Genomic DNA, 14688 nt, shown 5'->3' with positions numbered 1-14688 from the left:
GACCAGCCTAGGAGCGGCTCCCTTTATTGAGAATGGCGATATCGATGTGGGAGACATAATGAAGGCTTATGGAGAAGGACTTCCACATGGCTGATCTGCGCTCGTTCGCGGCGACCGTACGTGCCGGGAGCATCACGCGAGCCGCGGCGGCGCTGCGGGTGAGTCAGCCCGCCGTGAGCCAGCGGATCCAGCGCCTGGAGCAGACCGCCGGCGAGCGCATCCTCATCAGGGATCCGCAGGGTGCCCGGCTCACGCCCGCGGGTGAGACGCTCCTCGCCTACGCCGAACGCATGCTGGCCCTGCACGACGAGGCCCGCTCCTCGATCGCCGGGCCTCACTCAACACCGTCGGGCAGGCGCACGATCGGGCTGCTCGAGGATCTGGCGATCACCACCTTTCCCGCGGCCCTGGCCGACTTCGCCGTACTCCATCCGCGTGTCGACCTCGAGGTGATCGTCGGCTCGGCGGCGCCCCTGCGTAAGCTCGCCGACCGGGGCCGCCTTGACCTGGCGTTCGGGGGTCCGTCGGTCATGCCCGAAGCGTCCGTGCGCTGGCAGCGTCAGGTCCCGCTGACCTGGGCCTGCGCGCCGGTCTTCGATCTGCTCGCCGACCCGCTGCCGCTGGTGCTGTTCTCGCTTCCCTGCCAATGGCGCCAGCCCGTCCTGGACGCGCTCAGCCGGCACGGGCGCCGATGGCGGATCGCCTTCCAGAGCACCAGCGTGCATGCCGTACAGGCGGCCATCGCCGCCGGAATCGGCGTCGGCGCGCTACTCGTGGGCAATGTCCCGGCGGGGGCTGTGCGCCCAGCAGAGCAGCAGGGGTTGCCGCTGCTGCCGATGGTCGACATCGCGATCTCCCGGCGCGCCGGCACCGACACCGATCAGGCCCTCAACAGCCTGGAACGCCTCCTGCGGCGGGCGGCCACCACAGATACGCCGGTGAGCCCCTGATGCGGCTTCATGACGTGATACCTGGTAGGCGGGCCGTCCTTCCGCTGCCACACTGGGACCATGGCTCGTGGCACGGTGAAGTTCTGGAAGGCCGAGAAAGGCTGGGGGGCGATCTCCTCCGCCGACCTCCCCGCCGGGCGTGGTGACGCTTTCGCGCACTTCAGCGAGGTCGTCGGCGATGGCTTCCGGGAGCTCCAACAGGGCGATGTCGTGGAGTTCGACATCGAGGAAGGGCAGCAGGACAGCTTCCAGTTCCGCGCCCTCAACGTCCGCAAGCTGTGACGTCTCCCGGCCGCACGATCGGCCGAGGGCGGGCGCCCGCCGGTGCGCCCGGTCACCACACGTCCACGTCCACGCCGATCGCGATGGTTCGCAGAGCGCTGAAGGCAACCCAGGTACGCGTGTTGCTGTCCAGCCCATAGTTGTCGGCCTCGCCTGTCCCGGGCAGCAGGTCGAGCGCGGCGCTGATGTGGCCGTACTCCGCAGCCTGCCGGGCCACATGTGCGGACTCGCGGCGTTTCGCCGCCTTGGGGAGTTTCGCGAGCCCTGCGTGCTCGGCGGCGAGATCGGTCAACTGGTCGTCGGTCGGGCCGGCGGGCCTGCCCTCGGCCGCGATCCGTTCGGCCATCGGCAGATGGTCCGATACCCAACACCGGTTGATGTCGCCCCATAGCCGGAGCAGATCCGGCTGCCCGTTGACCATGAGCGCGCGGGCCGCCCTCCAATCGTCGAACCAGCGCACGCCATATTCGTGCCGCTTGTTCGGGTCCTCCGGCTCGCTGCGCTCCCCGATCAGCTCGCGTACCAGCTCGGTCTCGCCTCGCCTGAGCAGGCAGACCAGCCAGGGCACACCGTGGTACCGGCCCCCCGGCGTGCCGGCGCCCTCGTCCAGCACGACACGGGCCTCCTGCTCCCGGCCGCACTCGGTGAGCGCCCAGACCAGCGGCAGACGAACGTCCCAGTTCGAGCGGTCGGCGTCGGCGGCCTCCCGCGCGGCGGCGAACCACAGCTCGGAGCGCTCCTGCCGCCCCAGGACCGCGCAGGCCCCGGCGATCGCCGCCAGGTCCGCCGCGTCCCTCGCATCCGCGAGCTCGTCGTGGGCGTAGGGAAAGGCGGCGTAGGGGAAGACGGCGGCGGCTTCGGCGGCGAAACCGGCCGCGCCGAGCGCGAGCGCGATCCGCGCGAGGTGTCCGTGACGTCGCCGGTGCTCCGGCATCGCGAGGGCCAGGTCACGGGCTTCGGCGGCCTCGCCCCGCCGGGCGTGGATCATCGCGACCTGCTGGTACGTGTCGACGATCCACTCCCCCTGGACGTACGACTCCTCATCGGTCAGGTCGACGAGCGTGCCCATGACCACCGTGATCAGATCGGTGACGGTGGCGGTGTCGGGCGGCGGCCATGTCCCCGTCGCCTTCGCCGTACTGCCACGCCCCCGAAACGGCGTCAGCAGCCGCTCGGTCTCCGGCGAGACCGCCCCCAATCCCGCGCGGGCCGGGTCGGAGAAGACGTTCCGCTCGCCCCAGCGGAACGGCCAGGCGAAGCGGCGGGCGACGCTCCAGCAGAGCCGGCCGTCGAGATCGTCGTCCCGGCCGGGAGGCGCGATGACCGTGCCGTCCTCGAACGCCACCGCCCAGGTGTCCTCGTCCAGCGCGAACGTCGGGTCGAGCCGGAGCCGGTCGCCGAGGTCACGACCGGCCAGGAAGAGCGGGCGACGGGCGGCCGGGGCGTGGTGGAAGGGGTGGTCGGCCATGATCTCGCCGGTCTCGGGGCGCAGGAACCGCACCGCGTGCGCGCCGATCGCGATCAGCATGTCGTCGGCGGGCCATTCCAGGCCGAAGCCGTGCTCCCACTGGCCGAGCCGGACGCCGTCCAGGACACGCAGCCGTTCGGGGGATTCACCGAGCGACCAGATCTCGATCCGCCCCTCGGCGGTGACGCAGGCGGCCCGCTCGCCGTCCGGCGACCAGGCCCACGACCGGGCGTCCCAGCCGCGCGGGTTGGAGGTGGCCGCCTGGACGTCCAGGTCGTACCGGTGCTCGCCGGTCGTCCCTTCGATGATCCCGACGGTCCCACCCGCCGGGTCCACCACCGCCAACCGGCCACCCGGCCCCCAGCACAGGACGTCGGCGCCCGGATAGCCGGCGAGCTCCGCCGTCGTCTCGCCCGTCAGCGCGTCGGCGATGACGAGCTTTCCGCCGCGCTGGTAGGCCAGGAGCCGTTCGTCCAGGCTCCACTCGGGCGGCGGCGCGTCCTGATCCTCTTCCAGGTCCAGAGTCCAGGAGACCTGCCGCTTCTCCACGTCGAGTGAGATCGCCGCGTACGCGTCCCCCGCCTCTCCGTAGACCCGGGACCCGTCGCGCGACCAGAACGCCCTGCCGAGGATGAACTCGGGCTCGTCGCTCCAGGTTTCGCGCGACGGTGCGCTGAACTCGATCGGCTCCGTTCCCTCCGGGTGGGCGTCCGGCGGCCCGGCGACCGAGCCCTCGTGCATCGCCACGATGACGTTGCGCAGGAAGTCCGACTCGCCTCCGTAGACGAACGCGCGCCTGCCCTCGGGGGCGAAGGCCATGCCCAACGGCCTGCCGGAGCCGAGGAAGAAGGCGTCGGCGATCGGCTCCCGGGCGGTGCCGAACGGGTCCCACACGCCGGTCGCGTTGGTGTTGTACTCCAGCGCGATCCGCCTGCCGTCCGCCGACCATTGGAGGCTGCGGCTGTAGTTCTCGAAGCCGATGCCGCCTGCGATGCCGTCGATCGCGTGGACGCAGCGGCCGGTGGCGACCTCGAAGATCTGCAGGACCCCGCCTCGGTCGTAGTCTTCGCCGATCCAGCCACCGACCGCGAGGTGGCGGCCGTCCGGGCTCAGTGCGTGGCCGGTCAACTGGCCGTGGTGCACGTCGGAGTGGCGCAGCGCGGCACCCGCGTCGCGGAGGCGGGCGGTCGCGAGGCGATGCGCGTCGGTCACGCCGTGGGCGCGTTCCAGGGCGTGGAGGGCGTCCCGCAGCGGTACGGTGTCGCGCTCCGGAGAGAACGCGGACCAGTCGGCGTTCTTGAGGATGTCTAGGGCCTCGCCCGGTCCCATCCGCTCGTCCGGTACGCCGGTGAACGACGGGGACGGCGGCCGGGTGCCGGGCTCCCGGCCGTCCAGCACGGCCAGCAGCGCGTCCTCGTCGTAGATCGGAACGCCGCGCACCGCCGCCGGACCCGCCTTGGCGCCCGACTTCTCCCCGGCGAAGACCATGTCCGTCTTCGCCGAGACCGACGCGGTCACCTTCGCGCCCAACAGCTCCAGACCGTGCTTGGCCTCGTCCTTCGAAACCCGGCTGAACCGCCCGGCCAGCACGATCGTGCTGCCACTGATGATCATGCCAAGCGACCGTAACGGATATGACCGACACTTCGCCCCTTGTTCGTGGCGTCCGCTCCCTTTTCAGCGCGACATTCGCCTTTCAGCGCGACAATCGCCCGAGCCAGCCGAACATCCTGCTCAGCAGGCCGCCGCCGGACCCCGCGGCCGCCGCCTCCGAGGCACGGACCGCGGCGAAGCCGTACTCGATCATCCGCCGCTCGTAGTCGCCGATCGCGCCGGTCAGCGGCTCGCCCGCGGTCACCGCGCGAGACAACTCTCGGCACAGCAGCGCGGCGTCCAGCAGCGCGCAGTTGGCCCCCGAGCCCTGGGCCGGGCTCATCGCGTGGACGGCGTCGCCCAGGAGCGTGACGTTCGTCGGCTCCCAGGCTTCGATGGGCGTGGAGCTCCTGATGGGAACGTAGAAGGTCTGGTCCACCTCGGCGGCCGCGACGAGCGCCACCAGGTCTGGATGCCAGGCGGTGATCCGCCCCCGCACCAGCTCGTGCAGGCGGGGGCCACCCGCCGCCGACAGTTCAGCGTCGGTGCCGGGCAACCCGGCCGAGGGTACGGCCAGCGCCCACATCACATAGTCACCCGCCCAGCTCAGGCTCAGGCCGGGCCAGAGCCTCGCGGCCGCCTCGGCCGGATCCTCGCGCAGTCGTACCAGGCCGAGCGCCATGCCGGCGCGTCTCGACCGCACCGACATGAAACCGTCGGCCAGCCGGGGCGGTAGCAGCTCGGCCACGCGATCGTCCAGCCGCGTCCTGCCGTAGACGCACCTGGTGCCCAGGTCCCTGATCTCCAGGTGCGGCAGGTACTGGCCGCGCACCCGGGAGCCGACGCCGTCGGCACCCACCAGCAGGTCGCCGACCGCGCTGGTGCCGTCGGCGAACCAGGCGCGTACCCGTTCGCCCTCGTGTTCGTAGTGGGTGAACTCGGCGCCGAAGCGGACCACGTCGTCCAGCCCCGCCAGGAGGACCTGGCGCAGCGTCATCCGGTCGACCGCGGCGTTGAACGTCTTGGGGTCCTCCCCCGCCGACACACCGTCGAACTGGACGGCGTGCAGCTCCCGCAGCCGCTCGTCCACGATCGTGACCCGGCTGCTGGGCAGCCCGGCCGTGGCGACGAACAGCTCGTACAGGCGGGGCGGCAGGCACTCGTGCAGCGCGCCCGCCCCACGGGAGTCCAGGTGGATGCGGTAGCCCTGTGGACGGCGGTCCAGCGAGGGGTCGCGCTCATAGAGCGCCACCTCGATCCCGGTGGCGCGCAGCCCATGGGCCGCGCACAGGCCGCCGAGGCCGCCTCCGATGATCACGACCTGCGGCGGCGCTTCCGGCATCGGCACGCACTCCTGTCGCTGGTGTACGGGGGAGGTTCGTCCATATTGTCCGCCAGCGGCCGCAGGGTCGTGGAGCGCGGGATGTCAAGATTGCCGCCACCTGGGTAGAGAGGGCCGCATGAGCGGCGACGGATCACATCAGGCGACTCTCGCGGCGCTCGCCGCCAATGTGGGAGTCGCGGCCACCAAGTTCGTGGCCTTCTTCTTCACCGGCTCCTCGGCGATGCTCGCCGAGGGCATCCATTCCATCGCCGACACGGGCAACCAGGGCTTGCTCATGCTCGGCCGGCGGCGGGCCAAGCGGGAGCCGAGCGCCGACCACCCTTTCGGCTATGGGCGCGAGCGTTACTTCTACGGCTTCCTGGTGTCGCTCGTGCTGTTCTTCGGGGGCGGGCTGTTCGCCCTGTACGAGGGGTACGAGAAGATCGCCCATCCGCATCCGCTGGAGAGCTGGCCGTGGGCGGTCGGGGTTCTGGTGGCGGCGATCATCATGGAGTCGCTCTCGCTGCGTACCGCCGTACGCAATTCCAACCGGGTGCGTGATGGCCGGTCGTGGGCCGGGTTCATCCGCGACGCGAAGGCGCCCGAGCTGCCGGTGGTGCTGCTGGAGGACACGGCGGCGCTGGCCGGGCTGGTGTTCGCGCTCGTCGGCGTCGGGCTGACGGTGCTCACCGGCAACTCCGCCTTCGACGGCCTCGGCTCGATCGCCATCGGGCTGCTGCTGGTCGCGGTGGCGGTGACCCTGGCCAGGGAGACCAAGAGCATGATCATCGGCGAGGCGGCCACGCCCGCCGTTCAGGACGCCATCGAGAACGTCCTGGACGACGACCCGTCCATCCAGGCGTTCACCCAGGTGCGGACCCTGCACCTGGGGCCGGAGGACCTGCTGGTGGCCGCCCGGGTGACGATGCATCCGTCGGGCGACGTGGACGGGGCCGCGAAGGCGCTGGCGGAGACCGAAGAGCGGATCAGGCGACGGGTCTCGATCGCGTCGGCGGTGTACCTGCAGCCGACCCCGCCGGAGAGATAGGCGCTGCCGTGCGGGCAGGTCAATGTGCGGCCAGCAGGCTCTGGGCGCAGTCGACGACGGTCGTGGCGGCAGGTCGTGGGCGCCACGCCAGCAGGCGCTGAGCCTTTTCCGAGGTGTGGAGGTATTTCCGCCCCAGGTTCGGCAGCACCGCCCGTACCCCGGGGTCGAAAAGCGAGATCAACCGGAAGAGGAAGTCCGGCAGCACTCGGGTGGGCACCTTGCCGGCCGCCGGGCCGAGCTTCGCGCGAAGCTCCTTCGCGACGTCGTACAGCCACATGAACTCACCGATCGCGATGAACCGCTGTCCGGCCGCCTGCGCCGAGGTCATCGCGCGCAGGTGCAGATCAGCCAGATCACGGACATCCACGATGTTGAACCCCAGACGCGGAACGCCGGGCATGCGCCCCTCCACGAGACGCCCGATCACCTGCACGGACCCCAGGTTGTCCGCCGACAGCACCGGGCCGAACACCGCGCCCGGCAATACCGTCGTCAACGTGGTGGGCCCGTCGTAGTCCGCCATGAACCGCCAGGCGGCACGCTCGGAGACCACCTTGGACTTCCGGTAGGCGTTGAGCCGCGCGCCTTCGACATCGGTCCAGACGGTTTCGTCGAAGACGCCGCCCTCGCGGTCGCGCGGCGGGGTGGCGGCGGCGCACGAGGAGGTCATCACCACGCATTGGTGGCGGCCTTCAGGACCCGGAGCGCGCCGTCACGTGCGGGCACGATCAACTCGTCCGGATCCGTGGAGTCGCCTCCGCCCAGCGGCGAGGCCACGTGCAGCACGTAGTCGCATCCCGCCACCGCCGCGTCCCATCCGGCATCCGACATCAGGTCGGCGACGAAGACGCCCACCCGGCCGCCCGCGTCGGAGACGGTGGCCTTCCTCTCCTGGCTGCGTACGGTGACGCGCACGTCATAGCCGCGCCGCAGCAGCTCGGCGACGCACCAGCCGGCGACGAATCCGGTCCCGCCCGTCACCAGAACGGTCTCTGTCACGGCTCCCCTCCCATCATCCATTTCATTAGCCGATCGGCTAATGAAATAACAACACGGCGCGGCGCGGCCGTCAACCGGTGGGCTACCATCGCCGCATGTCGCCGACCCGAGCCGAGCAGGCGGAGAAGACCAGGCGGGCGATCCTCGACACCGCCCGGCGGCTGTTCGTCGAGCACGGATTCGACGCGACGTCGTTGCAGCTGATCGCGGACTCGATGGGCGTGACGAAGGCCAACGTCTACTACTACTTCCGCACCAAGATCGAGATCCTGGAAGCGCTCCTCGACGTCAGCATCGCCGCGTTCGACGCGATGCTGGACACGGCCGAGACGATCCGCGGCAAGCGGGCCCGGATGGAGTATCTGGTCGACGGGTTCGTCGACCAGGTCATCGCCAACCGCGCGATCGCGCCGCTGAGCCACACCGATCCGGGCCTGCGCCGCCACGACCGGATCAGGCGCACCCTCGACGATCAGGCCGAACGCGGCCTCCACCTGCTGTTCGGCGACCAGCCGACAGTGGACGAGCAGGCGGCGTACTTCATGGCCAACGACCTGGGTCCGGCGATCCGCCGCCTCACCCACCTGGGCGACGACGAGTTGCGCGAGACCCTCAAGCGGCTCTGCCTGCGCCTGCTGCGCGTCTGAGGTCCATCGAGCGGGCGCCGCGCCTGCGGGCCGTTGCCGGGCGTGGGCCGACGCACCGGCTCAGTGAATAAATGCGTTGCCCGGCGATGATCCGTCCGGCATGCTTCTCGACATGAAGAACCTCAGCAGCAACGCGATGCGCCACGGTCATATGGTCCGCCATGGCCGTATGCCCTGGGGTCTTCGTCACTGACGTCACCGTCAGCGAGCCGCCGCCCAGGACCACACGGTCTGGGCGGTTTTTTAGTTCCCGATGGCGGGTGAGGGTGCTGGTGTGCCCGGCGGTTTCATAAGCCGCCCCAGGTGGGTTCGATCCCCACACCCGCTACCGGGCCTTCGTGGCGCAGTGGAGAGCGCGCCTGCTTGCGGAGCAGGAGGTCGCCGGTTCGAATCCGGCCGAAGGCACTGTGGCCGATCCCGAAGCGGACGAGGGACCAAATTGTGAATTTGGTGAAAACGGGTTCAAGTCCCGTCGGCCACACCAAAGCGGTCACGTTTGAACCCGGGTCCCGGTTGGGTCCGGGGTTCGTCGTATCGGCGGGAAGTGGGCCGTGCGGGTGCCGTATGGCGTCCGTGAGCCGCACCAGTTCCAGGTTGGCGCGTTGTGCGCCAGTGGGTCGTCTCCGACCCCTGCCGGGCCGGGAACGGATTTCGATCTTCGGTTCGTCGGTCTTCGCCTCTGATAGCTCAGGGGCGAGGAGGCGGGCGAAGCCCGTAACGGCTACCGCCTTAAGTCGCGCCGATCCACTACGCGCTGCCTGGTGTCAGGACATGGGCGCTGGCGTCCGCCGCCAGGCGCGCGATCATCTGTCCGCACAGGAGCCGGTGGCCTGACAGGTGATCCATAGACGGTACGACGACATGCCGTGCTTCGGCGCGCTTGAGTTCGGCAACCAGCTCCTCGAACGCTGAGCGCGAGCCTTCCTGGTACTCAAAGAACGTCGTGGCGTAGCAGAAGCCTTCAGTCTCGGCGTAGCGCTGAAGCTCCGAAACCAAGCGGTCAAGCTCGTCGTCGGGTGTCTCGTCAGGTGCGCGCAAATAGCCGTAGATCAAGGGCTTCATGGTCTGTCTCCGAGTACCGTGGAGGGCAGGACCGGCGATGGGCTCGTACCTCACCAGGCGTCCAGGCATCGCCGGTCCTGCCAGCTTGAAAGGCGTTACAGCAGCGCGAGGTTGTGCTCTGCGAGCACTGCTCGCGCGCAGGAGAAAGCACAACCGCACACGGCGCACAGGCCGTTGTCGTTGGTGTGCTCGTTCATGACCACGGTGGCGAGCCGGTGGAGCGCTTCGACCTCGCTACCGATGTCGTTTTCCGTGATCGTCTCGACCATGCCCGCTCATCCAGCAGCCGAAGCGAAGAAGGTCAACAGCCGGTCGCGGATCAGCGCCGCGGACTGCTCGGGAGGCCGCTTGTTCACGTCCACCCTCAGCACGTCGAAGCCCGCCTGAATCAACCGCTCGGTGGCCTGCCGATAGAAGTGCGTCTCGGCGTGGCTGCTGCCGGGGCTGATCTGGAAGCGATTGTGCGGCCCGCGTTCCTGGAGCCGTTCCGAGATGACCTCAGGGTCGGCTTCCAGGATGACGGCGAGGTCGGGCCGGTCAGCTTCGGCGTTGAGGTGCCAGAGGAAGGCAGGATCAACGCCGTCGAACCGCTGCATCACCAGACCTGACGGGATGTACCTGTCGCTGAGCACGACGCGGCCGGCCTCGGTGTTGGGCCGGACTTCCGCCTCAAGATGGTGATAGCGGTCGGCCGCGTACAAGCAGGCGAGGGCGTGACCAGTGGTCGTCTCGGTCAGCTCACGGCACAGTGCGCCGATGGGGCCACTGCTAGGTTCGGCGGTGACGTGAACCTCTTCGCCAGCAGCCACCAAGAGTTGCGCGAGGTGCTGGACGATCGTGGACTTCCCGGCACCGCTCGGCCCGTCAACGCTGACGAACAACCCGCGCTGGTGGTCGGAGAAGGGCCTGAGGCTCATCCTCGCCCCCTCTCGGCTTGCTCCCCCGTGGTTGCCGCCGACTCGATGATGGCCATGTCTTCGCGGGTGAGGGTGACCTGTTCGGCCGCCAGATTCTCGTGAAGACGAGCGCTGCTGGTGCCGGGGATCGGCGTGATGGCCAGGGACCGATGCAGGAGCCAGGCAAGCGCGAGCTGGGCGGCTGTCGCGCCGTAGTCCTGAGCGATCTGGCCCAGAGCATCGGACGTGGTAAGCGCTCCGGCTGCGAGAGGCGCGTACGGCACGAAGGAGATGCCAGTCATCTCGCAGTGCCGGAGCACGTCTTCTGATGCCCGGTCGGTGATGTTGTACTTGTTCTGCACGGCCGCGACGTCAACTAGCTCGCTGGCCGTACGGAGCTGTTCGAGGGTCACCTTGGACAGTCCGATACGGCCGATCCTCCCCGCGTACTGCATGTCCCGCAGCACACCGAGCTGGTCTTCCAGCGGAACGGCGGGGTCGATGCGGTGCAGGTAGAACAGGTCGATCCGTTCGACCTGGAGCCGCCGGAGACTCATCTCAACGCACTGATGCAGGTACTCCGGCCGCCACACGATGCCCACCGGTTGGGACCTTGGCGAGTGAGACCGCCCTTGGTGGCGATGACCAAGCCGTCCGGGTACGGATGCAACGCCTTGCGAATGTACTTCTCGGCGGTGAACGGGCCGTAGGCGTCGGCGGCGTCGATGTGCGTCACGCCCGCGTCGACTGCATCGCGGAGCACCTGCATGGCCTGTTCCGGGTCGTCGGGCGCGGCCCAGTGACCAGGGCCGGTGAGCTGCATCGAGCCGAAGCCGATGCGCCTGCCGCTAGAAGAGAGCATCTTCACCGGCCTCCTTGGGAGGTTGGCCACGCAGGTCTTCCAGGCTCGCGGCCTTGGTGGCGAGCAATACGAACAGGCGCGCGGCGACCAGCGCGTCATACGTCGCGCGGTGCGGGCTGAGGTCGTCGGGCAGTCCTTCGGCCAGGCTGTACGCCTCGACCAAGTTGCCGAGCCGGTAGCTGCCGAGGCCCGGCACCAACCGCCGCGCCAACTTCAGCGTGTCGAACACCTCGGGCGACTCCCAGCCGGTGAGCTTGCGGCTCAGCACGCCGAGGTCAACGTGCGCGTTGTGCGCCACGAGGGCGTCAGTGTCCAGGGCGGCGAGCACGTTGCCGGAGATGTCCTCGAAGGACGGGCAGTCGGCCACGTCCTTGTTGGTCAGGCCGTGGATGCGGGTGGCGAAATGCTTGATGGGCGCGTCCGGCTTCACCAGCCAGCTCAGCGGCTCCCCGATGACCCCGCCGACCACGGGCACGGCGGCCAGCTCCACCAGGTCGGGCGGCTGCTGGCCGTTGCCCTCGACATCCACGACCACGAAGCTCAGGCTCGTCCAGTCAGTCATCTTGCTTCTCGCCCTTCCAGCCGATGTCGGCACGGCCGTGCCGACGTTCACGGTGCGGGTGGCGCACGTCGTGAACCTGGAAGCCGAGGGCGTGTTGCAGGTAGTAGCGCGGCTGCTCGGTCTCCAGGCCGGACACCACGGCCGCCCGCTCGGTGATGTCCACGACCACAAGACCACGCGCCTCGGGCAGGCGCTCCGCGACCTCTCGCAACCGCTCGGGTGACGGTTGCGTGTGCGCGTTCCGGCAGAGTTCGAGCTGACTCAGCGGGCAGATGTCGCACAGCTCCGGGATGCCGATGTGCCCGTTGTAGTCCGGCAGGCCATGCGCGTAGGCAACCGCGCAACTGGTCTTGCGGAACAACGGCGTCGCGGCGTCGAACCTGGCCAGTACCCGCTGTTCCAGCGTCTCGGGCACGATCTTGCGGCGGGCGGTGTCCTCGTACGGCTCTGGCAGGCCGTTGGCCTTGTAGTAGTCCGCGATCTCGTCGCGGTAGAACAGACCGGTGAACACCGTAGCGTCGGCGTGCTGAGCCAGCCGGTAGGCCGCCTCCAGGTGCTCGGGTGAGTCGTTGAGGCCCGGCACCAGCGGACGCCAGTAGAGAACTGTGCGATACCGGCGCCGTGCCGGCCTGCTCATGAGCTTCAGGGAGTCAGCCGCCACGGATGACGGGTACGGTTCCACGTCCTTGTTGTCGATGCCGCTGTAGGTGAACAGCAGCGTCAGCTTGATGTGCTTGAGCTGGTTCAGCCGCTCGATGTCCTCGGGCTTCATCTGGTGCCTGGTGATGACCAGGACGTGGTTGGTCAGCTCGCGCTCGTCCAGGTCTTCCAGCACGGCGAGGGTGTGCGGCCTGACGACCGGGAGGAACGGGTCGGTCGCCCGGTTGAACACCTGCACCGGGGTCACGTGCGGCTGGAAGTATCGATGAGTCACCAGCTCCTCAACGGCCTGGGCGTCGGACATGAGCGCCCGCGGTACACGCTGGTCCCACAGGCCGTAGGTGTGCCGGATGCAGTACGCGCAGTCCAGCGGACACCCCTGAATGTGGTTCAGGCTAAGACCGCTCTTGCGGTACTCCACGACCTCGCGGGCACGGTCGGGAAGCTTGTCGATCTGATCCCTGCTCAGCAGGGCAACGCGGGTCGCCACTGACTACTCCCAAGTCCCTTACGGATGGACGCTGTTCGGCGTCCCTACCGGCAGAGTAGGAAGGAAAAGCCGCAGTGAATAGAAAGTTTCTTGGCATTTCTCGAAACGCCTCAGACGAGTGAATGGCCCGGAAATCAGTCGCCATCTTCCGAGGGTTCAGTAGCAAGATCGTCAATAACTCGGTTGATGATCGCCCGCGCACTGCGGCCATAGCTGGCGACTCCGGCCAGGCTCTCGAAGATGCCGCCGTACAGCGCGATTTCCTGCGGCTGGGCAAGGTTCAGCTCGGCCGAGAAGGTCTCGACCATCACGCGGTCGTTGTCCAGCAACCAGAAGCCGTGAGCAGGTGCGACAACGTAAGCCGTCTCGAACCCGATGATGCCGAGCTTCACGTTGGGCAGGGCTGACAGCGAGACGAGGCGGTCAAGCTGCCCGAGCATGATCTCGGGTGGGCACAGCCGGTAGCGCAGGGCCGCTTCGGTCAGCACGAAGTGGAAGCGCTTGTCGGCCCTGTACAGGATGCCTTGGCGCTGCACCCGCGCGGCGACCGCTTCGTCAATGTCGTTGCGAACCTTGAAGACCGTGATGCTCTGCGCGAAGCGGTAACGGGCGTACTCGGCAGTCTGGAGCAAGCCGGGGATGAAGGTGGACTCGAACGCCCGGAATAGCCGCGTCTTGGCATTGATGTCCGCGACCTCTTGTTGGTGCGGTTTCAAGCCGACACGCAGCTGGCGTTGCCACTCGGCGTGCTGCACCTCAAGCGTATGCAGGGAGGCGAGCAACCCTTCCATCTCGCCCTCGCTGTTGGTCGCTCGCGTCCAGTCCCGGATGTCGTCGTCGGTCGGCGTCTGCTTGCCGTTCTCCAGCTTGCTGACCTTCGAGGGCGGCCACGACAACGACTCCGCGAGTGCCCGCCCGCTCAGTCCTGCGGCGGTGCGGAGCTCGCGGAGTCGCTTGCCGAGCGCATCACGTGCTTCGTGAACGCTGGTGATGCCGGTCGTTCGCTTCGGTGGCAAAGTCGTCCCGTCGTACGGCGCGGTGCCAGGCCGCATCTCGCCAGTAGTTGTGCTGCACGATCTCGGCGGGGTCCTCGATCAGTTCGCCGCCCAGGAAGTTCTCATCGCTGTCGAAGTGCATCCGCACCAGCTTGCGCGAATCGAACAACCAGTAGTCATAGTCCGGCAGGCCAGCCGCGTCGTGACGCGCGAGGTATCGAGTGACCTCACCGACCTTGTTGGTGTAGCCCGAGCAGTGGATGCCGAAGCGGCTGTAGGTCGTGAGCGGCATGGTGACCACACGGACGCGGGTGAACAGCCGCCCTTCCGCGGTGGCCTCCTCGATCATGGACAGCCAGCTCTGGAACCAGCCCATGTCCACAGGCTCACCGGCCGCGAACTGTTCGAGCGCTGTGGCCTCGTTGGCGGACTTGTAGAGGTCGCGCGTCTCCAGCCGGAAGGCGGTGTGCTCGAAGCTACGGAAGAGCCGGCCGAACTCAGGGCCGGGTTCGATCATGCGGCTCAGTGCTGACCCTCCTGCTCCAGGTAGCGGCGGGCGTACATCTTGAGCACGTCCTCCGGGATCTCGATCAGGGTCTCGTGGTCGGGCACGTCCCCGACATCCGCGAGCGCCTGGGGGTCGGTGACCTTCCAGCCTTGGGCGATGTACGTCACCCGGTCGGTGCGGTCGGTGGCGAAGAGGGTCGGGGACTGCCCCTCCTGAGACTCCGGGTCCTTGCCGAGGAACTGAGCGCGCATGATGCCTCCGTTGCGAGAAACTTGGCGAACCGTTCTCGGTCATGGTGCCGGGCAGGAGTGGGAGCGTCAAGCGTGGCCGGTCCCTGTCACC

Annotated in this window: 16 protein-coding genes, 3 tRNA genes and 1 pseudogene; 7 read left to right on the top strand and 13 right to left on the bottom strand. The window is 68.6% G+C overall.

All coding sequences use genetic code 11. The features are described 5' to 3' along the window. Positions 1–86: 86 nt before the first annotated feature. Both ACQP2T_RS22315 and ACQP2T_RS22310 read left to right on the top strand, forming a co-directional pair. Entirely contained in the window at positions 87–950 is an 864-nt protein-coding gene (locus ACQP2T_RS22315) for a LysR substrate-binding domain-containing protein (protein WP_433518036.1), read from the top strand. 60 nt (positions 951–1010) lie between these two features. Next, positions 1011–1232, top strand: coding sequence for a cold-shock protein (locus ACQP2T_RS22310; RefSeq protein WP_433518035.1), 222 nt, complete (start codon positions 1011–1013; stop codon positions 1230–1232). A 52-nt stretch (positions 1233–1284) separates the two neighbouring features. On the opposite strand, the gene ACQP2T_RS22305 is transcribed toward ACQP2T_RS22310, so the two are convergent. Next, positions 1285–4314 (bottom strand): BRCT domain-containing protein, encoded by a 3030-nt coding sequence (locus tag ACQP2T_RS22305; RefSeq protein ID WP_433518034.1) that lies wholly within the window; start codon positions 4312–4314, stop codon positions 1285–1287. 82 nt (positions 4315–4396) lie between these two features. Then, positions 4397–5635 (bottom strand): FAD-dependent oxidoreductase, encoded by a 1239-nt coding sequence (locus ACQP2T_RS22300; RefSeq protein WP_433518033.1) that lies wholly within the window; start codon positions 5633–5635, stop codon positions 4397–4399. A gap of 118 nt (positions 5636–5753) precedes the next feature. Here ACQP2T_RS22300 and ACQP2T_RS22295 point away from each other — a divergent pair, with 118 nt between their 5' ends. Then, a complete protein-coding gene (locus tag ACQP2T_RS22295; RefSeq protein ID WP_433518032.1) occupies positions 5754–6665 on the top strand; it encodes a cation diffusion facilitator family transporter in 912 nt (303 codons plus the stop codon). A 19-nt stretch (positions 6666–6684) separates the two neighbouring features. Here the strand turns inward: ACQP2T_RS22295 and ACQP2T_RS22290 are convergent, their stop codons facing one another. Together ACQP2T_RS22290 and ACQP2T_RS22285 are read right to left on the bottom strand one after the other, a co-directional pair. After that, positions 6685–7338 carry a hypothetical protein gene (locus ACQP2T_RS22290; RefSeq protein WP_433518031.1) on the bottom strand — a complete coding sequence of 218 codons (654 nt, stop codon included), beginning with the start codon at positions 7336–7338 and terminating at the stop codon, positions 6685–6687. Further along, on the bottom strand, positions 7335–7664 hold the full coding sequence (locus tag ACQP2T_RS22285; protein ID WP_433518030.1) for an NAD-dependent epimerase/dehydratase family protein: 330 nt from the start codon (positions 7662–7664) through the stop codon (positions 7335–7337). The genes ACQP2T_RS22290 and ACQP2T_RS22285 overlap by 4 nt, the downstream gene beginning before the upstream one ends. A 95-nt stretch (positions 7665–7759) precedes the next feature. On the opposite strand from ACQP2T_RS22285, the gene ACQP2T_RS22280 reads away from it, so the two are divergent. The 4 genes from ACQP2T_RS22280 to ACQP2T_RS22265 all read left to right on the top strand — a co-directional run bounded on the left by ACQP2T_RS22280 (position 7760) and on the right by ACQP2T_RS22265 (position 8795). Continuing rightward, positions 7760–8311 (top strand): TetR/AcrR family transcriptional regulator, encoded by a 552-nt coding sequence (locus ACQP2T_RS22280; protein ID WP_433518029.1) that lies wholly within the window; start codon positions 7760–7762, stop codon positions 8309–8311. A gap of 255 nt (positions 8312–8566) precedes the next feature. Then, positions 8567–8639, top strand: a tRNA-Met gene (locus ACQP2T_RS22275). A gap of 4 nt (positions 8640–8643) precedes the next feature. Then, positions 8644–8716 (top strand) — tRNA-Arg (locus ACQP2T_RS22270). A 2-nt stretch (positions 8717–8718) separates the two neighbouring features. Continuing rightward, positions 8719–8795: transfer RNA gene (locus ACQP2T_RS22265), tRNA-His, on the top strand. 263 nt (positions 8796–9058) lie between these two features. Here the strand turns inward: ACQP2T_RS22265 and ACQP2T_RS22260 are convergent. The 9 genes and pseudogenes from ACQP2T_RS22260 to ACQP2T_RS22220 all read right to left on the bottom strand — a co-directional run bounded on the left by ACQP2T_RS22260 (position 9059) and on the right by ACQP2T_RS22220 (position 14597). After that, complete coding sequence (locus ACQP2T_RS22260; RefSeq protein ID WP_433518028.1) at positions 9059–9373, bottom strand: recombinase family protein; 315 nt, start codon at positions 9371–9373, stop codon at positions 9059–9061. Positions 9374–9468: 95 nt separating this feature from the next. Next, positions 9469–9642: a hypothetical protein gene (locus ACQP2T_RS22255; protein ID WP_433518027.1), complete on the bottom strand. Its 174-nt coding sequence runs from the start codon at positions 9640–9642 to the stop codon at positions 9469–9471. Positions 9643–9648: 6 nt separating this feature from the next. Further along, positions 9649–10290: a dTMP kinase gene (gene tmk / locus ACQP2T_RS22250; RefSeq protein ID WP_433518026.1), complete on the bottom strand. Its 642-nt coding sequence runs from the start codon at positions 10288–10290 to the stop codon at positions 9649–9651. Next, positions 10287–11092 (bottom strand): annotated as a pseudogene (locus ACQP2T_RS22245) (aldo/keto reductase). The gene tmk and the pseudogene ACQP2T_RS22245 overlap by 4 nt, the downstream one beginning before the upstream one ends. Before the next feature lie 25 nt (positions 11093–11117). After that, positions 11118–11693: a 3'-5' exonuclease gene (locus tag ACQP2T_RS22240; RefSeq protein ID WP_433518025.1), complete on the bottom strand. Its 576-nt coding sequence runs from the start codon at positions 11691–11693 to the stop codon at positions 11118–11120. Continuing rightward, on the bottom strand, positions 11686–12843 hold the full coding sequence (locus ACQP2T_RS22235) for a hypothetical protein (protein ID WP_433518024.1): 1158 nt from the start codon (positions 12841–12843) through the stop codon (positions 11686–11688). Before ACQP2T_RS22235 ends, ACQP2T_RS22240 begins: the two co-directional genes overlap by 8 nt. Positions 12844–12977: 134 nt before the next feature. Next, positions 12978–13895 carry a helix-turn-helix domain-containing protein gene (locus ACQP2T_RS22230; RefSeq protein ID WP_433518023.1) on the bottom strand — a complete coding sequence of 306 codons (918 nt, stop codon included), beginning with the start codon at positions 13893–13895 and terminating at the stop codon, positions 12978–12980. Further along, positions 13810–14355: a DUF6879 family protein gene (locus ACQP2T_RS22225; protein WP_433518022.1), complete on the bottom strand. Its 546-nt coding sequence runs from the start codon at positions 14353–14355 to the stop codon at positions 13810–13812. Before ACQP2T_RS22225 ends, ACQP2T_RS22230 begins: the two co-directional genes overlap by 86 nt. A 5-nt stretch (positions 14356–14360) precedes the next feature. Next, complete coding sequence (locus tag ACQP2T_RS22220) at positions 14361–14597, bottom strand: hypothetical protein (RefSeq protein WP_256103823.1); 237 nt, start codon at positions 14595–14597, stop codon at positions 14361–14363. Positions 14598–14688: the final 91 nt, after the last annotated feature.

The sequence above is a fragment of the Nonomuraea sp. CA-143628 genome (assembly GCF_050942315.1).
In the GTDB taxonomy this organism is placed as follows: Bacteria; Actinomycetota; Actinomycetes; order Streptosporangiales; family Streptosporangiaceae; genus Nonomuraea.
Note: the sequence above shows the minus strand (reverse complement) of the source record. Positions and strands in the feature narration are given on the sequence as shown.